At 39.1% G+C, this 19,853-nt stretch carries 21 protein-coding genes; 4 read left to right on the forward strand and 17 right to left on the reverse strand.

The genetic code is table 11. The annotated features are described in order from the left end of the window. The first annotated feature begins 1,324 nt into the window (after window positions 1-1,324). Together EXE29_RS14375 and EXE29_RS14380 are read left to right on the forward strand one after the other, a co-directional pair. A complete protein-coding gene (locus tag EXE29_RS14375; RefSeq protein WP_106986393.1) occupies window positions 1,325-2,056 on the forward strand; it encodes a Fic family protein in 732 nt (243 codons plus the stop codon). Window positions 2,057-2,487: 431 nt separating this feature from the next. Next, window positions 2,488-2,730, forward strand: coding sequence for a hypothetical protein (locus EXE29_RS14380; protein ID WP_004755870.1), 243 nt, complete (start codon window positions 2,488-2,490; stop codon window positions 2,728-2,730). Window positions 2,731-3,064: 334 nt separating this feature from the next. On the opposite strand, the gene arsH is transcribed toward EXE29_RS14380, so the two are convergent. From arsH to EXE29_RS14450, 13 genes are all read right to left on the reverse strand, one after another. Further along, a complete protein-coding gene (arsH, locus tag EXE29_RS14385; RefSeq protein WP_106986394.1) occupies window positions 3,065-3,769 on the reverse strand; it encodes an arsenical resistance protein ArsH in 705 nt (234 codons plus the stop codon). Window positions 3,770-3,778: 9 nt separating this feature from the next. Then, entirely contained in the window at window positions 3,779-4,819 is a 1,041-nt protein-coding gene (gene arsB, locus EXE29_RS14390) for an ACR3 family arsenite efflux transporter (protein WP_004988470.1), read from the reverse strand. Between the two features lie 11 nt (window positions 4,820-4,830). Continuing rightward, window positions 4,831-5,301, reverse strand: a complete 471-nt coding sequence (locus EXE29_RS14395; protein WP_004988474.1) for an arsenate reductase ArsC — start codon at window positions 5,299-5,301, stop codon at window positions 4,831-4,833. 6 nt (window positions 5,302-5,307) lie between these two features. Beyond that, the gene (locus EXE29_RS14400) at window positions 5,308-5,628 is read right to left on the reverse strand and encodes a metalloregulator ArsR/SmtB family transcription factor (protein ID WP_004988477.1); all 321 of its coding nucleotides are present in this window, start codon (window positions 5,626-5,628) and stop codon (window positions 5,308-5,310) included. 195 nt (window positions 5,629-5,823) lie between these two features. Beyond that, window positions 5,824-6,063 carry a thioredoxin family protein gene (locus EXE29_RS14405; RefSeq protein ID WP_004988479.1) on the reverse strand — a complete coding sequence of 80 codons (240 nt, stop codon included), beginning with the start codon at window positions 6,061-6,063 and terminating at the stop codon, window positions 5,824-5,826. A gap of 18 nt (window positions 6,064-6,081) precedes the next feature. Next, on the reverse strand, window positions 6,082-7,104 hold the full coding sequence (locus EXE29_RS14410) for a permease (RefSeq protein ID WP_117008072.1): 1,023 nt from the start codon (window positions 7,102-7,104) through the stop codon (window positions 6,082-6,084). 56 nt (window positions 7,105-7,160) lie between these two features. Beyond that, window positions 7,161-7,595, reverse strand: a complete 435-nt coding sequence (gene arsC, locus EXE29_RS14415) for an arsenate reductase (glutaredoxin) (protein ID WP_004988483.1) — start codon at window positions 7,593-7,595, stop codon at window positions 7,161-7,163. A gap of 409 nt (window positions 7,596-8,004) precedes the next feature. Continuing rightward, a complete protein-coding gene (locus EXE29_RS14425; protein ID WP_004988488.1) occupies window positions 8,005-8,340 on the reverse strand; it encodes a carboxymuconolactone decarboxylase family protein in 336 nt (111 codons plus the stop codon). Between the two features lie 55 nt (window positions 8,341-8,395). Further along, entirely contained in the window at window positions 8,396-8,791 is a 396-nt protein-coding gene (locus EXE29_RS14430) for a rhodanese-like domain-containing protein (RefSeq protein WP_004988491.1), read from the reverse strand. Window positions 8,792-8,891: 100 nt separating this feature from the next. Next, entirely contained in the window at window positions 8,892-9,674 is a 783-nt protein-coding gene (locus EXE29_RS14435; RefSeq protein WP_117008074.1) for a sulfite exporter TauE/SafE family protein, read from the reverse strand. Window positions 9,675-9,739: 65 nt separating this feature from the next. Then, window positions 9,740-10,612: an MBL fold metallo-hydrolase gene (locus EXE29_RS14440; RefSeq protein ID WP_117008075.1), complete on the reverse strand. Its 873-nt coding sequence runs from the start codon at window positions 10,610-10,612 to the stop codon at window positions 9,740-9,742. A gap of 2 nt (window positions 10,613-10,614) precedes the next feature. Continuing rightward, a complete protein-coding gene (locus EXE29_RS14445; RefSeq protein ID WP_117008076.1) occupies window positions 10,615-11,031 on the reverse strand; it encodes a DUF6691 family protein in 417 nt (138 codons plus the stop codon). Window position 11,032: 1 nt separating this feature from the next. Next, window positions 11,033-11,449, reverse strand: coding sequence for a YeeE/YedE family protein (locus EXE29_RS14450; protein WP_117008077.1), 417 nt, complete (start codon window positions 11,447-11,449; stop codon window positions 11,033-11,035). Window positions 11,450-11,569: 120 nt separating this feature from the next. On the opposite strand from EXE29_RS14450, the gene EXE29_RS14455 reads away from it, so the two are divergent. Continuing rightward, window positions 11,570-11,881 (forward strand): ArsR/SmtB family transcription factor, encoded by a 312-nt coding sequence (locus EXE29_RS14455; protein ID WP_117008078.1) that lies wholly within the window; start codon window positions 11,570-11,572, stop codon window positions 11,879-11,881. 257 nt (window positions 11,882-12,138) lie between these two features. Here the strand turns inward: EXE29_RS14455 and EXE29_RS14460 are convergent, their stop codons facing one another. From EXE29_RS14460 to EXE29_RS14470, 3 genes are read right to left on the reverse strand one after another with little or no spacing between them, the layout of a single operon-like run. Continuing rightward, window positions 12,139-12,852: an ABC transporter ATP-binding protein gene (locus EXE29_RS14460; RefSeq protein WP_117008079.1), complete on the reverse strand. Its 714-nt coding sequence runs from the start codon at window positions 12,850-12,852 to the stop codon at window positions 12,139-12,141. Next, entirely contained in the window at window positions 12,845-14,068 is a 1,224-nt protein-coding gene (locus tag EXE29_RS14465) for an ABC transporter permease (protein WP_117008080.1), read from the reverse strand. The genes EXE29_RS14460 and EXE29_RS14465 overlap by 8 nt, the downstream gene beginning before the upstream one ends. Further along, window positions 14,065-15,291 carry an efflux RND transporter periplasmic adaptor subunit gene (locus tag EXE29_RS14470; protein WP_117008085.1) on the reverse strand — a complete coding sequence of 409 codons (1,227 nt, stop codon included), beginning with the start codon at window positions 15,289-15,291 and terminating at the stop codon, window positions 14,065-14,067. Before EXE29_RS14470 ends, EXE29_RS14465 begins: the two co-directional genes overlap by 4 nt. Before the next feature lie 412 nt (window positions 15,292-15,703). On the opposite strand from EXE29_RS14470, the gene EXE29_RS14475 reads away from it, so the two are divergent. Then, window positions 15,704-16,537: a TIGR02391 family protein gene (locus tag EXE29_RS14475; protein WP_117008081.1), complete on the forward strand. Its 834-nt coding sequence runs from the start codon at window positions 15,704-15,706 to the stop codon at window positions 16,535-16,537. 33 nt (window positions 16,538-16,570) lie between these two features. Here EXE29_RS14475 and EXE29_RS14480 read toward each other — a convergent pair whose 3' ends face one another. Beyond that, a complete protein-coding gene (locus EXE29_RS14480; RefSeq protein ID WP_117008082.1) occupies window positions 16,571-19,708 on the reverse strand; it encodes a type I restriction endonuclease subunit R in 3,138 nt (1,045 codons plus the stop codon). Window positions 19,709-19,853: the final 145 nt, after the last annotated feature.

Raw genomic sequence — 19,853 nt, forward strand, 5'->3', positions numbered from 1 at the left:
TCTTATCAATGTCTTACATAATAATTAAGTGAAATCATGTCAGTAATTATGTCGAACTAAGAAAGATTCATTCCTAGTTAAGCAAGCAACCATCAAGCATTTCGTTATTATCAACAATATGGTTCCTTCATTTGTGAAGGTACCATCCATAGAAGCCTGCGATTGCAGGCTTTTTTATTATCTTAAGCATAAATGAGAAGTATTCCCAACTGTACTGACCGTACCTTAGCCCCGCGCAGTTGCCCCACCCCACCTGCCCGCTCTAAATGTGTCTGATTTACTGCGGAGCCAAGCAAAGTTGAAATCAAAGCCAAGGCAGGCCGTTACTACTATCTTTCAAGGCTTAGGCTAATTTTTTAATACTGCATTTCACTACGAAATATGATTTTTCAGAAAAGACAAAAACAAATATTTCACCGACCTTATTTCGAGCACATCAATGGATACTTTCAAAACCTATAAGGACATAAAAATGTATTTTTCTAGATAGTGGACATCGATTGAAGTAATAAAGTAATAAAGTAATAAAGTAATAAGTGTTTTTAAGTTATTGAATTTAAATAATTAAATACATTACTTTTAAAGGTAATTTTTTGTAATTTTTGAAGTAATATTTTTTAAGTTATTGATTTTATTGAAGTAAAATATTTATAAATATCACCTTTTTTCACAGTAATAAATTACTTAAATATTACCTCTAAATTACTTTTTAAAAACTCTATAAGTTATTGTATTAAATATGATTATATAAAAATATTACTTTATTACTTCAAAAAAACGATAGTCCCTAAATATTTTTTAATTTCTATAAATGAGGGGTTTTATATGTTTTTCACTCGATTCTTTTCATTTTCATGGGAATGAGTTGGGAATTAATCAGTCATTCACTCGTACATTAATGTGATCATTAAATAAGGGATTTATAAGCCTTCCCTTTGAAAATCAGTTAATTACTTGCTACTGATCTTCTTTACACATTCGAGAATTTGGTGCGCCCAGCGCGCACCGGAATCTGCTGCTATCATATTGTTTTATATTGATAAAAACAAAAGTCCATTGAGCTTTACCGTAAAAAATACCGTATAAATATTATTTACTTTTTTCATATTGCTAATTTGAAATTTATTGACCAAATTTTGATCCAAATCAGATTTAGTGTATTGAATCACTTAGAAATCTTGTTCAAATCCTAATTCAGGATTTGAAATGATGTACTGATTATATCAATATTAAAAGCACCATAAATAGGAATGATATAACATATCATTTCTTCAATATTCTTTTTTGATGTATCATTCTTTTAGACACATTCAGGGACAAGGTAATGTTTGAAATTATTGATGATTTAAAAAATAAATTAGATCAGCATCGCCCCCTATCACCAGCTATAGTAAAAAATTTACAAGAAGATCTTATTGTACGATGGACCTATCATTCGAATGCAATTGAAGGCAATACACTTACATTGCTAGAAACAAAAGTCGTGTTAGAAGGCATAACTGTCGGTGGGAAGGCATTAAGAGAACACTTCGAGGCAATTAACCATAGAAACGCTATTTATTACGTTGAAGATATTATTCGAAAAGAAGAACCATTTTCTGAATGGCAAATTCGCAATATCCATCAACTCATTTTAAAAAATATTGATGATGATAATGCTGGCCGCTATCGCCAACAAAATGTCCTAATCTCTGGTGCCACGTCTACCCCGCTTGATTACACATTATTAAATGACAAGATGGCTCAGCTAGTTGATTGGTATAGTAATGACGCACATAAATTTCATCCTATCGAACGTGCAGCCAAAGTACATGCTGATTTTGTAGGTATTCATCCATTCATTGATGGCAATGGCCGTACATCACGTCTATTGATGAATCTTGAATTGCTTAAAGCTGGTTATCCCCCTTGTGTAATAACAGTTGAAAACCGATTGGCCTACTATGAGGCCCTAGATCAATGGATGGCTTATGGAAAAACTGAAGCATTTATCCAGTTGGTTTCTGAAGCTGTACTTGAAGGATTTAAACCTTATCAAGTTGTATTGGGCATTTAATCGGCTTGATCGGTGTATTGATCCCTAGTACTAGATACCATCCACAATTGCATCTAAAATCATTTGTAAAATAAACTCATTAGATGCTGTAACACTGAAGATATGAGCGGTACAAAGAATATCGCTAGTGACTCATAAATCCGTGGTGATTTACTCAATCAATTTCAATCTGATGAGCGAACAGATTCTGTCTATACTGAGTTGTACGACACTATAGGCTGTAAATCAAAAACCTTTAGACTCAGCATTAAAAGCTTTTTTAATAGTTTTTCCTCCAAATCTATCCAATAAGATTTGATCTACAACATTTAGTTCAATAATACTCAACGCAGCATCTACCCCAAAGTACCCGAAATGCAACTGTCATCAATTTGTAATAAAAATCGATTATATCTCGTGTGATAATGCAACTTTTATTTGCGAGTTTATAAATGTCAGACAAAATCAGCTTAAACTATTTAAATGAACTCATTCGTAATGCTGAGAAAAAAGATAAAAAAATTGACAAGATCTTATTAGGCTATAAGGCGTATTATTTTTTTATGTCTGACAGCGAATTCCATAAAGAAGTCACTAACTCTGCCCTTTCACCAAGTAAACGTAAATATAAAGACTATAAAATCAAAGTGACTCAGGACGAATATCAAATTGATTTAAAATTTCAGGAAAAATAAGCAGGATTGCTCTAATTCTCAGGTTTAAACTCTTTATTTATTGACAGCCATGATGATTAAAGCATCAAAAAAGACAATCTAGACATTAGATGACCTGTTGTACTTAAGATCGTTACCCGCCAATTCAGCATCATCTGATACAATCAAAATAACGGTTCACGTATCCTGTGAACTCCTGTTTTCTGACCAAATAGCACTCCGATAGTGTCCTCTTAAAATTTATTGGACACTAACGTGGTATTAATGAGTTAGAAAAGTGGGGCTCAGCGGATGCTTACGATTAAACAAACGATCGAGCCATCCGTTACCCTGCTCACACCATGACGAATCAGCTTTAAAGATTACGCTGATTGACTCGTTTAGACAGTTCTTCAGCCGATTCTTTTCGCTCCGAATAACGGTTGGTCAAATAGGCACTCTGACCGCGAGTCAGCAAAGTAAACTTGTATAGCTCTTCCATTACATCAACAATACGATCATATAGCGATGAAGGCTTCATCCGTCCTTCCTCATCAAACTCCAAAAAGGCTTTAGGAACAGAAGACTGATTTGGAATCGTGATCATCCGCATCCAGCGCCCAAGAATTCGCATCTGGTTTACACTGTTAAAAGACTGTGATCCACCGCTCACCTGCATCAAAGCCAGTGTTTTACCCTGCGTAGCACGAATTGCTCCTGCAGCAAGTGGAATCCAATCAATCTGTGCTTTGAAGATTGAGCTCATCGAACCATGCCGCTCAGGCGAACACCAAACCATGCCTTCAGACCAAGCCAACAATTCATGCAGCTCTTTAACCTTTGGATGTTCCAGATCCCCATCTTCAGGTAAAGGTAAACCTTTGGGATGAAAGATTTTAACCTCACAACCAAAACGCTCAAGAATTCGCCCAGCTTCCATCACAGCTAGGCGGCTATATGAACGCTCTCTGTTTGAGCCATATAGCAATAAGATACGTGGTGGGTGACTTAGTTCTTTAGCCTGCACTTCCGCAAAAGTTGGTGTCGGTAAAAGATCAGATTCAAGATTAGGGAGTGTCATCTTTGCCTCTTAAGAATTTGGATAATATTTTTTCTTCAGCCACAAGGATACGCTAACCAGTGCAATCAGCACGGGCACTTCAACCAATGGGCCAATAATCGTAGTAAAGGCAATTGGTGAAGCCAAACCAAAGGTAGCAATCGCAACGGCCAACGCTAACTCAAAATTGTTACCTGCTGCGGTAAATGAAATTGCGGTGGTTTTGGGATAGTCATTCCCCATCCACTTACTCATGAAAAAGCTGACAAAGAACATCACGACAAAGTAAAGCGTCAATGGAATTGCAATCCGCAACACATCCATTGGCAAACTCACTACATCACCGCCTTTCAAGCTAAACATGGCTACAATGGTGAATAACAAGGCCAATAAGCTGAGTGGACCAATTTTGGGTAGAAACTGATTCTGATACCAGTCCAGACCTTTGGCTTTCACTAAAGATAGACGCGTCAGGAAGCCCATCAGGAATGGAATCCCCAAGTAGATAAGGACAGCATTGGCAATGGTCCAGAAATCAACATTGATGACATTCCCTTCTATCCCAAAAAATGGCGGCAGATAGGTCAGGAAGAACCAGGCATAACTGCTAAAGAACAGAATCTGAAAAATGCTGTTAAATGCGACCAATGCAGCACCGTATTGATTGTCCCCGCATGCCAGTCCATTCCAGATCAGTACCATGGCAATACAACGCGCCAAGCCAATCAGAATCAGACCTGTCATGTATTCTGGGTAATCACTCAAGAAGACTATCGCCAATACAAACATCAGCACTGGCGCAATCAGCCAGTTCTGAATCAGAGAGAGCGCTAATGTTTTTTTATCCTGAAATACTTTGGGCAAAGCTGCATAATCTACTTTGGCTAATGGTGGATACATCATCAAAATCAAACCAATCGCAATTGGCAAGTTGACTGAATTTACACTCATTGCGTCCAATGCGACGGATGCTTGTGGAAATACCACCCCAATCGCAACACCCAGTGCCATGGCCACAAAAATCCATAGCGTCAGGTTGCGATCCAAAAAGGATAATCCTGGTTTAGACATGATCTGCTCGCTTAAAGATGGGAAATTTGATTAATTTCAGCAATAAGCTGAGGACGGCTCATGTGATGGGTATCTAATGCAAAAAGTGCATCTAAGCGTTTGTTGATATGTTCTACAGTACTTAAAAATGCCTGTAATTTTTCTTGTTCAGGCAAATCTAAATGTGATGGATCAGATAGACCCCAATGTGCTTTGATTGCTCCTCCTAAATACAACGGACAAGCTTCTTGTGCTGCCGCATCACACACGGTGATGACGACATCGGGCTGATACTGTTCACAGGCATCAATCGTTTTACTCGACAAACCTTCGGTAGACAAACCCAGGTTCTGTAAAGTCTGAATGGTTAACGGATGAACTTGGCCAGAAGGTTTACTTCCAGCGCTATAAGCTACCCAACCTTCAGGCGCTCGACTATTAAACAGAACTTCAGAAAGAATACTGCGACAACTGTTACCCGTGCACAGAAACAAAAATTTCATAAAAACTTACTCGCAATGGCTCTGAATCGATAGAGCTGAGGGATCAAATAACACGGGAACATTGCTACGTTTAAGTGTATTCAGAATTTCAAAGCACCATTCAGGTAGTTGTGGGTTAAGACTGTAATACACCCACTGCTTTTGCCGACGGTCATTCAGCAAACCACTTGATCTTAACAGGGCTAAATGCCGTGAAATTTTTGGTTGGCTTAACTGGAGTTTATCTGTCAAATCACAAACACATTGCTCTTCGTTTTCTGCGATAAGCATGACAATACTGAGACGTGTTTCATCAGATAAACATTTAAAAAACTGAACGTGGTCCATAACTGCTCCCATTCTATTATGCAAATATACACATATCCATATATTCAGTAAAGAGTACTCATTATAAAAGTATACCCATATCCGTATATGCTTGCCAGAAAGGGAAAAATTTAAAACTTCTTAACATCTCAAGACACAAATAAAAAAGACCCGTGGCTTATGCCACAGGTCTTTTTTACAGTTTTCCACATACACTTATTTATTTTTTTCAATCAACTCCACAATGGCTTGTGGTTCCAAAACTTTGCCACTTGAAACGATTTGATTATCTATGATCAGACCTGGCGTACTTAACAACCCTGTTTCAGCAATTTGCATCATATCAGTTACATATTCAATTTCTGCCTGAACACCCGTACTTTTTACAGCTTCTTCAGTTGCAGCCAATAAGGCTTTGCATTTACGACAACCTGTTCCTAAAACTTTAATTTGCATCTTTATTCTCCACACTTTTTATAAAAACCAATAACCCAAAGTATTCAGGCTATAACCAACAATCAAGATTCCCACAAAAACAATCCCTACAAACAGGCTCAATAAACGGGTTTTCACCACTTGTTTTAACAAGATTAGCGATGGCAGAGAAAGTGCGGTGACCGCCATCATAAACGCTAAAACCGTCCCCAAGCCAACGCCTTTAGTCACAAGTGCTTCTGCAATCGGCAAGGTGCCAAAGATATCCGCATACATTGGCATTCCGACAATCGTGGCAATCAGTACGGAATACCAGTGTTCCTGACCAAGTAAGGCGGTAATCCACTGCTCAGGAATCCAGTTATGAATTGCCGCACCAATCCCGACACCTATCAAGACATAAAGCCAAACCTTACTAAAAATGTCTGTCACCTGTTCCCAAGCAAATGTACGCCGCTCTTTTGCAGTCATGCTGAAATCTTCATCGTCACCTGAGATTGTTTGATGATGAGTCACAAATTCAGCCACATACTTTTCCATTTTCAAGTAGCTGATTAATGACCCGCCGATGACTGCCAGCACTAATCCAAGTAACACATAGACCAATGCAATTTTCCAGTTAAAGATACTCGCCAATAAAATAATTGAAGCCAAGTCAACAAGTGGTGATGAAATCAGAAAGGAAAAAGTGACGCCTACCGGAAGTCCTGCACGGGTAAAACCAATAAACAACGGAATGGAAGAACATGAACAAAATGGCGTAATAGTACCGAGTAATGCCCCCATGATATTGGCTTTGATTCCTGTCATCCGACCTAAAATCAGCCGAGTACGTTCTGGAGGGAAATAGCTTTGAATATAAGATAGTGTATAGATCAACACTGAAAGCAGAATAAAGATCTTGAATACATCATAAATATAGAAATGGACACTACCACCCAACCGGGTTGCAACGGATAAACCAAATACATTTTCAACGAACCAGCGCACCCCATCCGAGAGCCAGGTCATTTTAAGTAGAACATCATTTAACCAAGCAAAAATTGCGACAATGTTCTCCATTTAGATCTCCTGCTTTACACTGATACAAAGTCCAACAGCGTTAGGGGTTTCACCTTTTATTTTAAGCGTCTGCCTTGCTCATCAATGATGACTTCACCATCTTCTTTAGCGAAAGCTTTTAATTGCGGCAAAGGTAGAATATCTAGCACTACTTCAGATGGGCGACATAAACGAGTGCCCAAATCTGTCACGACCAAAGGACGGTTAATCAGGATGGGATGTTCAAGCATAGCATCAAGCAATTGCTCATTTGTCCAGTTCGCATCGTCTAAATTAAGTTCAGTATAAGCATCTACATTTTTGCGTAACACATCACGAACACTTAAACCAGAGTCCTGAATCATTTTAATCAGCTGATCTTTTGATGGTGGCGTAATCAGATATTCAATTACTTCTGGTTCGATCCCCGTGTTGCGAATAAGCGCCAAAGTGTTACGAGACGTGCCACAGGCAGGATTATGGTAAATTTGAACTTTTGGCATTTGATCCATGAGTATAATCTCTTAAACAGACAGCTTTTTATATATGAATATTCAAATATACGCAATATGGAATATATGATTAACTACAAGTACCAATAAATAAGAAAAGCTCCTGAATCAATCAAAAACCTCCCATTTAGGTATTTCTGAAACGGTATCAATTAAATTAAGAAGCTAAAGCTTCTTTTCTGATTCTCAACTCACATTAGGAACATCCCTCATCTAACAAACTGCTCCTAGTCAAATAAAGGATATTCCTCCCCTCACCCTCTGCTATAGCAAGAGTTTTTCCCACAATTGGAACCTGATCTGCTATCTGTTGAATAAAATGATTGGGCGAAATGCCATACAGATCCTGTGTTTGCGAATAAAGATTATCCCAGTGCTGATTCATATCGTTTCCCAATGATTGAAAAAATTAAGCTGTGAATTCTTTAAATGCTTCCAATGCATTAGCGGCATACATCAATGAAGGACCGCCCCCCATATAAACTGCAACACCAAGCACTTCCTCTAATTCTTGCAATGTCATTCCCATTTTGACTAGGGTTCTGACATGAAAACCTATACATCCATCACATCGTGCTGCAACACCAATCGCTAAGGCAATCAGTTCTTTTGTTTTAGGATCAATAACACCATCTCGCATTGCAACTTGTGACAATTGATTAAAACTTTTCATTAAATCAGGAGAATCCTGCGCTAATGTCTTTAAACTGCCTGAAATATTTTGAGTTAATTCTTTGTACTTCATGATTTTCTCACTTGAATGTCCATAAACTTAAGTTAGACTTAAAATAGAAATCTAGTTATTTCTCTACTGGATAACCCTGCTCTAGCCATGCTTGGAATCCACCCTGAACAGATTTCACCTGAGTAAATCCCATATTCTGTAAAGTATCTGTAGCCAGAGCTGATCGGCCACCCGTCCCACAAATCAAATAAATCGGCTGATCTTTAAGATATTCTAGTGCTTGCAAGGTATCGCAATGATGGCTCGCCACAGGATGCTGGTGAATTCTCATTTCTAAAACACCACGAGGATAATTCACGGCTCGGTCTATCGCTGCCGCCTGAAATTCATCCGGTTCCCGAACATCAATCAGAATGGTTTTATGGTTTTTCATGGCTTCAAGTAAGCCGTCTACCGTCACTTCTTGAATTCGGTTTTTTGCCATTGAAATTAATTGTTCTGCTGTTTTCATTACTCTTTACCTCTTCCGATCTTTAGAAATCTGGTCTCTGATTAAATATTCATGTCTTTAAAATGCAGTTTTTAAATTTGGCTCTAATCTCTTGCTTGTATTAAGTTATGATGACTGTAGAAATTAAATAAAATGCTACGCTTATGACAGTTATAGCAAAAACCTTTTGGATTTGACTATTCTTAACTAAAGGCATCAAACTTCGACCAATCAACATCCCAGCCATGCAAGCTAAAACGAAAGTCAGCGTGACCGAAACGGGGTATTGAAAACCATCTAAAATATGAGCTGAAATGCTGACACCACCTATCAGGAAAATAATCATCAACGAGGTCGCAACAATACTGCGCATATCAAGATCAGTTACTTTACTCAGTACTGGAACAATCACGAATCCCCCACCTACCCCAAGCAAACCAGTCAATAAACCTGCCACGACACCAATGGCACCGAGAGACAATGCAGTTTTCATGTTCCAAATCAGACGACCAGTTGTTTGGTTAACTTTACACAGCACACCTGTATGGTCATTCACTTTTTTAAAAAAAATCCGGTAAGCAACCACGAGCATGACTAAACTGAATGCTAAGGTAAGCCATACAGGAGAAATTATTCCTCCCAGATGCACACCATAACGTGCTGAAGGAATGCTAATCAGTGCAATCCAAAGCGCAGCCCGATAGCGTACTATCTTCTTAAATAAGCCTTCAAATGTTCCAACCAAGGCAGATAAAGTGACTGCAAGCAAGCCAACAGGTGCAGCTTGTGCGACCGTCCATCCTTGACTTGCCATCAGTGCGGGTACGGCCAGAATGCCACCACCAGCACCGGTTAACCCAAGCAAACCACCGATGGCCAGTCCTTCAAGTATTAGCATCCACATCGCTAGTGCCCCCCTCTATTACCAAACCAATTAAACAAAACTTGTTGTTTAATCTTAAAATTTGCCTATTTGAAGTAATTCAGTGGAAGTTTTAAATAAGAAACACCATTCTCTTCGGGTTCAGGGAATTGTCCTGCTTTCATATTGATCTGTATCGAAGGTAAAATCAGCTTGGGCATACTTAAACCCGCATCGCGCTTATTACGCATTTCAACAAAATCATCTTTGGTCGTGCCGTCGTGAATATGGATATTCTGATTTTTTTGAGTCTGAATATCCGTTTCACACATATAGGTATCGCGCTTTTCTGGCAAATAATCATGGCAGAGAAATACACGTGTTTTCTCAGGCAGTTGATACAAACTTTGTATTGAATCAAAAAGGATTGATGCGCTTCCCTTCGGGAAATCACAGCGCGCTGTTCCATAATCTGGCATGAATAAGGTATCACCCACAAACACGGCATCACCCATGACATAACTCAGGCAAGCAGGCGTATGTCCCGGTGTTGGAATGTTATAGGCTTTCAATGTTCCGATTTGGAACGACTCATGATCTTCAAATAAATAATCAAAGAGCTGCTGGGCATTCCATTGTTTAATATCCAGATGATAAATCGCACCAAAGGTTTCCTGTACCACGGAAATCTTCTGGCTCATGGCAATTTTGCCACCTAGTTTTTCTTTGAGATATTGCGCAGCTGTTAGATGATCAGCATGGACATGGGTTTCGAGAATCCACTCGACCGTTAAATCCTGCTCTTTAACATACGCAATAATCTTATCGGCATGAATAGTTGAGGTACTTGCCGATGCCGGATCGTAATCCAGAACGCTATCAATAATGGCGCAGGCATTGGTCGCAGGATCACGTACAACATAACTGAAGGTATTGGTATCTTCGTGAAAAAAATCTTTTACTATAGGTAAGTTTGACATCATTAAGCTCCTGACCATTTACGGTGAATCCATACACCCACCAGCATTGCTACAATAAAATAGAGCACTTGATAGTGGCCCAAACCGATCAAGGTGAAACTTGGCGCCGGACAGATGCCGGCAATGCCCCAACCTGCACCAAATAAAACCGCACCCGTCATCAGTTTCTTATCTATCTGATTATTTTTAGGCAAATCAATAGGCTCATTAAATACTGTTTTCGGTTGTGCCGTACGTAATGCTTTCTGGAAAGGAATAAAGGCCACTGCAATCGCGCCCATCATGACAAAGGCCAGACTGGCATCCCAATCACCAAACAGATCCAGAAAGTCGAGTACCTTTTCAGGATTGGACATGCCCGACACCATCAGCCCCACAGAGAACAGAGCACCAAATAAAAAGGCAAACACATTTTTCATTTTATAATGCTCCTGTGATATGACGGATAATATAAACGGTGACAAAACCTGCAAACATAAAAGTCATCGTCGCGACAATAGAACGCTTAGACAGCCGACTAATGCCACAAATTCCGTGACCACTGGTACAGCCCGAACCCAAACGTGTCCCAAAGCCTACCAGCAGACCTGCCACAATCATCATCAATGGGCTGGCATTCAATTCGATTTCAGGTTGTACAAACAGACCATAAATAAACGGTGTGATGATCAAGCCTGATAAGAACCAGATCGCAGGCGTTTTAAATACGGTTTTTGGGTTTAATACCTGCCCAACCAAACCACTGATTCCTGCAATACGGCCATTGACGTAAAGATAGCCGACCACTGAAAGTCCGAGCATTAAACCGCCAATAAATGCGATGAGGAAGTCATGCATGGTAAATCAACCTCTATACAATATACTTTTTTATATTATATAATAAAAAATAATAATCAAGCAGTTTTATGGTAAATTGTGTAAACTGCATGGGCTACGTCAAAGGTTTCGAGGACATTTATGGATATAATTGCTGCAAATGCCAAAATTGATTTTTCACAGGTCGATTTCGTCAGCCAATGCCTAAAAGTTTTAGCCAATCCTGATCGTCTGAAAATCTTATGTGTCCTGGTTGACGGGGAAATGAATGTTCAGGAAATTGAAGAATCCACTGACATTCATCAACCTACACTTTCACAACAACTGACTGTCCTACGTAAGGCTGACATGGTCAGCACACGACGTGAGGGTAAACAGATTTTCTATCGTCTGAGTGATCCCAAGGTCTTAAGTTTGATGCAAAAGCTGTACGAGCTGTATTGTGCGAATTAATCCGCTTAGTACAGCCAAAAAGAAATGATCAGAAGCAGTAAACCTTTGTTTTTTTTAATACTCTTAATATTGAAAAATCTTGTACTCATTTTTTCTCTAGATTAGATTTAGTGAACTAAATCTGAAAAATATTTTATTCAAATTACACAGGGTTATAATTTATCGATTTACAAGTTTGTTCTTATATCGTGCTAGAATTTTGATGTCTACTCAATGTTTTGAACTGCTTTTACCAGAAGAGTGATCTACATTCCGGCTCATTCCATCTCGTGTTTGGAATCACTCTGAATTCTCCCATCCACCAAATTAATCGTTCGATCACAGGTCGCCGATAATCTAGGATCATGAGTCACCAATAAGACTGCACAGTCATGTTCGCGATGTACTTTACGAAATAATTCAAACATTTCCGCAGCAGTTTGAGTATCCAGATTACCTGTCGGTTCATCGGCCAACAATAGTGCAGGCTGAGTAATCAGTGAACGTGCAATCGCTACGCGTTGCTGCTGCCCTCCAGAAAGCTCATTGGGTTTACGGTCAGCGAACTTATCTAACCCTACAGCGGCCAATAATTCATGGGCATATTGCAACGCAGATTGATCTGGCTTACCTTGCTTCAGCATTAATGGCATGAGTACATTATGTAAGGCAGTAAAAGCCTGTATAAGATGATGGAACTGAAACACAAAACCTATACTATTGCCTCGTAATGCTGTCCGAGCCGTATCATCCATACGGCTTGTCGCCTGCCCCAACAAGTACAACTCACCACGACTAGGCTGATCTAATAAGCCAAGAATATTCAGTAAAGTACTTTTGCCTGAACCAGAAGGACCAATTAATGCAGCAAAGTCATTCCGTTGAATACACAGGTCAATTCCATGTAATACCTCCACTTCATTAGGCTGCCCAACATTGTAAGACTTTCGCAATGCTTCTAAACGTAGTACTTCCTCAGATGAATCAGACATGACGAATTGCCTCCACAGGATCGAGTGCAGCAGCCCGACGGGATGGTATTGCAGCAGCCAAAACTCCCGTTAAAGTCGCCAAGAATAATGCCGACAAGATAAGCTTGATTGAAATCGAAATATAAAACAAGCCGGGACCAAACTGATTAAATCCCCAGATCAAACCATAACTGACTACACTGCCAAGCATCGAACCAAGCAGACCAAAAATTGCTCCCTGAAACAAGAAAACTCTTAAAATTTGTGCTTGTGTCGCCCCCGTCGCACGTAAAATACCGATTTCCCGAGTCCGTTGCACCACACTCACCGACATCACACTGGCAATGCCAAAAGCGACTGAAATCCCTACAAAAACAATAATCATGTTTGTAGAAAGACTTTGAGCGGTAATCGCATTCATTAATTGAGCATTGGTTTCAATCCAGCTTTCTGCTTTTAATCCTGTCAGGCGTCCAACTTGTGAGGCAATTTGATCCGCCTGAAAAATATCCTGAATCGTCAGATCAATCACGGTGACCCCACCCGGCAAATTAAGTAAAGATTGCGCCTGTTTCAAATCCAGATAGACATAGCGCGCATCCAATTCACGCACACCCAATTCAAATATTCCAGAGATGTTCACAACTGCATTTTTCTGTTGCCCGGTATCTAATCTTAATTTGCTCCCAACTTGCACACCCAAATCTTTGGCTAATTGACGCCCAATTAATACATTATCCGCACTGACCTGTAATTCACCACTCACCATATATTGCTTCAACGGAATAATCTGTTGATAACGTTCAAGGTTGATACCAACCAATGCAATAGATTGAATCGCATCTCCGCGCTGTACAAATGCAGGACCTGAGACCACAGGAGAAACCGCAGTCAACACCGGTAAATGATCTAAAGTCCCAGTAATCTGCTGCCAATTATTAATAGAACGTAAGCGTTGTGCACGCTTATCTTCTTGTAACAACTGAAGTGTTCCTGCTGCTGGTGGCACAATACGATTCACCTCATCTGGTGAGAGCAAACGAATATGCGCCTGTGTCCCTAAAGTTCTTTCTACAATATTCGATTGTAAACCCTGAATTAAGGCGCTAATGAACACAATGACGGCTACCCCCACCGCGACGCCAATGGTAATCATCATCGACTGTGTGCGACCCTCTCGCAAAAAACTGATTGCGATGGTCCACTCGGTCCAAAGTCGCCTAAAAAAGTTTTTCAATCGAATTTCACCGGTAATTCATTTTTGCTATTTTTCTGATCCGTTTGACTCTGGAAAACAGGTTTAGTTTTCTCTATTCGGACACCAGTTCCATCTTTAAGCACTGATTCTGCATCGGTAAGGACGTGATCACCTTCTTTCAATCCAGCTACAACTTCAGACATAACCAAACCACGTAAACCCAGTGTGATAGGATGACGTTGAATTTTTCTATCTCTTACTAAAATGACCATAGCCTTGTTGCCACTTATACTGCTTAAAGCATCATTTGGAATGACCAAGGTTCGCTCGCGCTTGTTGGTTTCAACATTTACCGATACCGTCATGTCTTGACGCAGAAAACCTGGGACTGGATCAACTGTTAATCGGACGTCTACTGTGCCACGTTGAGCATCAATACTTGGAGCAATAAAATTAATATGGGCAGGAAAAGATTGATTTGGATAGGCATCTGCAATCACTGCGGCTTTTTGTTGTAAAGCCAACAGTGGTAAATTTCGTTCATCAAATGGCACTCGTATTTCAGTCGCACCATCCAGTGCAATAGTGAAGAGAGTCTGACTCGGTTGTACCAGATCCCCTGGCTCAACATTACGCGTTAAAATAATACCCGAAACTTCTGCACGAATTTTGGTTTTGGCAAGTTGCGCTTGAAGTGCAGCGAGTCGTTCGCGTAATTTTGTCTCTTCAACTTTATTTGGGGCAAGTGAAGAAACTTTTAATCGAGCTAATTCCAAATTATTACGGGCGAGTCTTTCTGCCTCTATCGATTTCTCCCTTTCCTCTGCTGATAATATTCCTAATTCGGTATTTCGTCTGCGTAACGCCTCTCTTTGAGCCTGTTCTAATTGTACTTTGGCATTCGCTAAATCAACTTCTGCTTGCGGGCGTCTAGTGGTTTCGAGTTCTTTTAATTCAGCTTCTGCCTGCCGCACTTGCGCTGAAATTTCATCAGATTTCAGTCCTAAAAGAATATCCCCTCGAGAGACCCGGTCTCCCTCTTGAACCAAGCGCTCAAGAACAACCCCTGTAATTTCACTACCAATCTGAGTCCGAGATACTTTCTCTACCCGTCCTGAAGCAACAACTGTTTGAATCAATGGATTAGATACGACTTCATAACTAGGCAGTAATGGTCCTTGCCACCAGCGATATGTAGCAAAACTGACGGCTAAAACCAGTAGTATGATCATGATACAAGGCTTATAGCGAGTAACAAGCAATTCCATTCTCCAAGCCAGAATAAAGAGATATTTTCTGAATCGAATTATTAATTAAATATATATGAAAATTGTGTAATAACACACCAAATAAAAGAGCAGATCATTTTCTTAAATTAATTTTCCTTACTAGATATAGTTTTTTAATAATATTGATTAAAAATCGTAAATTTTAAATTAATATTTTTTATATTTCATATTTTTATATAAATTTTAAACACATTTAAAACTTAAACACTTTAGCTACCAATAACATAATACATAGCTCTATTTAGTAAAGTAGCTGTTGTGGTGGTGGCAATTGAACTCACCCAAAATCCCCAAAGAAATCTACCAATTAGAAAATTTGAAGTACTAGATTTTTACCCCAATTTACCCCATCATCTTTTCGAACAACAATTCTCTATTTATAAAAATGTTTAAAACAGAAAATTACTATCGTGTCGATTATTTAGGTGAAGAAGGCATTACAGAAACATGTCTATTAAGCCTGCACAATTTGATCCAAACTCATGCAGATCTAAGTTACGCCCTATTGCTGACAAGTGAACAATCTCATGCCTTTATCTTGAAAGATCTAACCGAAAATTATTATGTCATTCGCTCTGGCTTTACATCTTGTTATTCAGGTGAAGGACCAAAGGGTCTAGCAAAAGCATTAGCTCTTTTAAGCAAACATAGAATTGAAACTGAAGAAATTCTAATACCTACGAAGCTTCTCAATAGATTGAATAACTCATCATTAAATGATCAGGATATTGATTTTATTTTTCAGCAAAAAATCATTCGTCCTATTCGTCTGCATGATTATATTTATCCTTTCGAAAATGAAGCAGCCCACACTGTTAATTCAAAGCGTTACTACCCTTTAGAACTACCCTACTCGATTATTGATGACAGAATTTTTGACCTTGCTCTACTCTTTAAACAAGATCCCGACTCTGCTTTAACAAAAGCATATAAGCGTCTTGAAGATATTATTCGTACACGTACAGGTATCCGTGAGCATAGCACCAAACTATTTGCTCAAGTCTTTCAAGGTGAAAATGCTCTGCTTACTTGGGATGTACCAGACAGTGCTGAGATCAAAGGTCGAGTAAATTTATTCACAGGTGCGTATATGGCTTTTCGGAACGCTCGTGCGCATCGAGAAAAAGATGAAAACTTAATTCATCAATATCGTGAATTTTTATTGATCAATGAATTATACCTACTAGAAGCTGAAGCAATAAAAATAGAATCAAAATAAGACAAGGCCGTATGGCCTTGTCTTATTTCATCACTATGCTAATTCTTTGCCATTACTCAATATGAATTTCCGTAACATTGCATTCACTCGAATATTCACTTTGAATGGTAGAATAGTAGTACTACCTTTGGCTTCTAAATACAGTTTCGCTTTGACTTTATCCACTGATGCTAAAAGTTCGTCAAAACGCCCAAATTCATTAATATTGTTTTCAGTAACTTGAGCATTCATCAGTTGTCTTAACTTAGTTTCATCCAGTCCTAGTGCTTCTGCAAGATCATGAATTCCATCTTCTTGTGCTTGGTATTGATACTCTGTAATGTAATCCCTGAATGACTTACCAGCGATTAGTTCTGCATCCCCTCGCTGTACATCATGTAAGAAAATGTTGGCAAACTTCTGTTCTTCAGCAGTGAGCATTGCAAAACTTTTATGCAATTCATTTAAGGCATCTTCAATAGAAAGTTCTAAATCACCATTACGCAGTGCTTTCAGATATTTATCAAAACGACTGTTCATGTAATCTGAATCGATTTTGTCTGTATCGATTTCTGTTAAATAGCCTTCTACTTCAAAAGGTATGCTCCCACCACCTGAACCGCCACCACCGCCATTCGAGAACAGTTCTTTATAACGCAGTGCCAGAACTAAGAAAGTTTGCTCATCCAACTTTAATTGAATCGTAAATTTCTTTTTATGCTCATCAGTAAATTCATAACTCAATTTATCCCATTTAAAGCCCTGAATTTTAGCCGCTTCAAGATATTCGTTGAGTTGTTTAAACAGTTTTGCAAATAAAGCACAGGACTGATCATCTTCTGGTAACTTCTCAAAATTAGACACATGGGCACTTTTAAATACGCTATCAATTTTTTCGAAGATGTCATTGATGTTTTTTAAATTGCTTGGCAATTTATCGACAAATAAAGCCAATGGCTTATCACCCGAATATAATTTTACCGCAGCGTCGATATTACGCTTCATGGTGTGCGGACGACGATAATAACGAATAATGCCAAATGGCTTATCTTTGCCAAACAAGCGATTGGTACGTGAGAAGGCTTGGATTAGATTTGCATATTCTAACATCTTATCCAAATACAGCGTATTGACCCATTTTGAGTCAAAACCTGTCAGCATTTGATCCACCACAATTAACAGATCAAGCTGTTTTTCAGGCGTATTTTCGATGCGTTTATAGGCTTCTTTGTGTGATAGGCGATCTGCAATATCTCTCTTCATCTTGGCATGAGTAGCTAAACTAAAGTCCACACCATAAAGTGCATTGTAGTCTTGAATAATTTCAACTAAGCCATCCTGTTTAAAGGCAGCATTACCATTGTTATCAATATTTGGATCAAATAAGGCTGTGACTTTTAGCTCTGGCATCGCCTTTTTAATCAGTCGATAGTACTCAATCGCTTCAGGAATACTACTGGTCGCAAACATGGCATGGAATTTATGATTTTGGCTGTACTGCACCCAATTGTCTTTGATATCTTCGACCACTTTATTGCGATGCTCTGTACGGTGATACTGTGACGTTGGCAGGTAATCCTCAATCCCTTTTATATATTTACCTGTCTTATCCATTTGTCCTGCCATTGCAACTTGCTTACTGTCCATAAAGCGTTGATAGACTGCTTTTTTCTCAGGATCATCTAAAGCTTCTTTTACCGTATTGGCTTTAGCCTCATCAAGCGCAACCGCTTCACGCAACTTGGCATCTTTATAGGTTGAAACCAAATAAGGGTCAAAACCTAAAACGTTTTTATCTCGAATACCATCTGCAATGCTGTAACGGTGTAATTCATTGCCGAATACCGTTGCCGTGGTATTCATATTTTTTTCGTTTTCTTCTTGAATTGGTGTACCTGTAAAACCAAAAAATACTGCTTGTGGGAAGGTATCTTTAATGGTCATCAGCATTTCACCGAATGTAGAGCGATGTGCTTCATCTACAATGATGACAATTCGTTTTTTGTTGATCAGTTCAATGTCATGTGCATTTAAACCTCCATCTTCATCTTTGATATTACTCATTTTTTGAATTGAGCTTACGATCAAGACTTCATTTGGATTTTTACTTTTGAGTTTACTGACCAAGGCATGGGTATTTTCAGTGGCTTGGACAAAGTCTTCAATTTCAGCAAAGTTGTTATATTGCTCAAGTGACTGCACACCCAATTCAATACGATCCATTAAGAAAATCACTTTATCTGCATCTTTGCTTAGTGCAATCAAATGGGCTGCCTTAAAGCTGGTCATGGTTTTACCAGATCCTGTGGTATGCCAAATATACCCCCCTAAACGATCTCTGCCATCCCATTCAACACTTGCCACCCGATCCGTGATTTCATGCACAGCAAAACACTGATAACTGCGCATGACTTTTAGAACACCATCGGTTTTATCCGCAATGGTATAGAAGCCAATCAGTTGATGTGCCATGGGGATTGAAAGTAGGTTCCCCGCAATATCTTTCCAATAGTTCACGGGTTCGTTATTAAAATCTCCCCAATTGAAATAGAAATCTGAGTTAAATGTGCCATCAGGTCCCGGGTTGGCAAAGTACCAAGTTTCTTCTGGGTTCATTGCCACGAAGATTTGTACCAATGCAAATAGGCCTATAAAGATGCCCGAACGTGCATAGTTTTCGATTTGGTGTGCTGCCTGACTCACGGGCACGCCTGAACGTTTTAGCTCGATATGAAAAACTGGCATCCCGTTAATGAGCAGCATCAAGTCGCCACGACGGTCATTTAAAATTTTAGATTTGGTTGGGAATTTGGGTTGTTGCGCAATCTGATAACGGCTTTTACCTGCTGCGATCTCTTGACGGTCGTAAATGGTTAAGCTGACTTCTTTACCAAAATGTAGTTCGTCATTTGGATTGTCACGTTTAATGGATACAGTTTTACCGTTAATAAATCCATTGAGGGCAAAAGGCGTGCGCAGTGTATTAATCTGCTCAATAATCTGATCCATTTCCCCTTGAGTTAAAGGCTGATTATTCAATCGATCAATTTCTCGGTTATTTTGGAAAAGAATCTCTGCCCAGTTATCGATGAGATCCTGTTCCGTTGGGTTTTTAATGACATCTTGCCAACCTTTTTTTAAAAGGAGGTCAATGAGTGCTTGTTCGAATGCTGTTTCACTTTTAAAAGTCATATTTGTTTGGTTTTATAAAGTCAGTATTTAGATTTTAAAAATCCCCCTTACATCAAGGGGGATATAACAATGATTAAACAAACATTTTTTCTAACAATGCTTGTTTCAGATTTTTTAAGGTTTGAAGTTGTTGTTTTAGCAATAG

Origin of the sequence: Acinetobacter sp. WCHAc060006 (assembly GCF_004209135.1) — a bacterium.
GTDB classification, from domain to species: domain Bacteria; phylum Pseudomonadota; class Gammaproteobacteria; order Pseudomonadales; family Moraxellaceae; genus Acinetobacter; species Acinetobacter cumulans.

Excerpts from the sequence above, each read along its gene's own strand:
- EXE29_RS14410 (WP_117008072.1), bottom strand. The coding sequence starts at position 7,104 with ATGGAGAACATTGTCGCAATTTTTGCTTGGTTAAATGATGTTCTACTT.
- EXE29_RS14450 (WP_117008077.1), bottom strand. The coding sequence starts at position 11,449 with ATGCATGACTTCCTCATCGCATTTATTGGCGGTTTAATGCTCGGACTT.
- arsH (WP_106986394.1), bottom strand. The coding sequence starts at position 3,769 with ATGACACTCCCTAATCTTGAATCTGATCTTTTACCGACACCAACTTTT.
- EXE29_RS14475 (WP_117008081.1), top strand. The coding sequence starts at position 15,704 with ATGTTTAAAACAGAAAATTACTATCGTGTCGATTATTTAGGTGAAGAA.
- EXE29_RS14405 (WP_004988479.1), bottom strand. The coding sequence starts at position 6,063 with ATGCAAATTAAAGTTTTAGGAACAGGTTGTCGTAAATGCAAAGCCTTA.
- EXE29_RS14440 (WP_117008075.1), bottom strand. The coding sequence starts at position 10,612 with ATGTCAAACTTACCTATAGTAAAAGATTTTTTTCACGAAGATACCAAT.
- arsC (WP_004988483.1), bottom strand. The coding sequence starts at position 7,595 with ATGGATCAAATGCCAAAAGTTCAAATTTACCATAATCCTGCCTGTGGC.
- EXE29_RS14400 (WP_004988477.1), bottom strand. The coding sequence starts at position 5,628 with ATGGACCACGTTCAGTTTTTTAAATGTTTATCTGATGAAACACGTCTC.
- EXE29_RS14425 (WP_004988488.1), bottom strand. The coding sequence starts at position 8,340 with ATGAAGTACAAAGAATTAACTCAAAATATTTCAGGCAGTTTAAAGACA.
- EXE29_RS14445 (WP_117008076.1), bottom strand. The coding sequence starts at position 11,031 with ATGAAAAATGTGTTTGCCTTTTTATTTGGTGCTCTGTTCTCTGTGGGG.
- EXE29_RS14480 (WP_117008082.1), bottom strand. The coding sequence starts at position 19,708 with ATGACTTTTAAAAGTGAAACAGCATTCGAACAAGCACTCATTGACCTC.
- EXE29_RS14455 (WP_117008078.1), top strand. The coding sequence starts at position 11,570 with ATGGATATAATTGCTGCAAATGCCAAAATTGATTTTTCACAGGTCGAT.
- EXE29_RS14460 (WP_117008079.1), bottom strand. The coding sequence starts at position 12,852 with ATGTCTGATTCATCTGAGGAAGTACTACGTTTAGAAGCATTGCGAAAG.
- EXE29_RS14435 (WP_117008074.1), bottom strand. The coding sequence starts at position 9,674 with ATGTGGATGCTAATACTTGAAGGACTGGCCATCGGTGGTTTGCTTGGG.
- arsB (WP_004988470.1), bottom strand. The coding sequence starts at position 4,819 with ATGTCTAAACCAGGATTATCCTTTTTGGATCGCAACCTGACGCTATGG.
- EXE29_RS14395 (WP_004988474.1), bottom strand. The coding sequence starts at position 5,301 with ATGAAATTTTTGTTTCTGTGCACGGGTAACAGTTGTCGCAGTATTCTT.
- EXE29_RS14430 (WP_004988491.1), bottom strand. The coding sequence starts at position 8,791 with ATGAAAACAGCAGAACAATTAATTTCAATGGCAAAAAACCGAATTCAA.
- EXE29_RS14375 (WP_106986393.1), top strand. The coding sequence starts at position 1,325 with ATGTTTGAAATTATTGATGATTTAAAAAATAAATTAGATCAGCATCGC.
- EXE29_RS14380 (WP_004755870.1), top strand. The coding sequence starts at position 2,488 with ATGTCAGACAAAATCAGCTTAAACTATTTAAATGAACTCATTCGTAAT.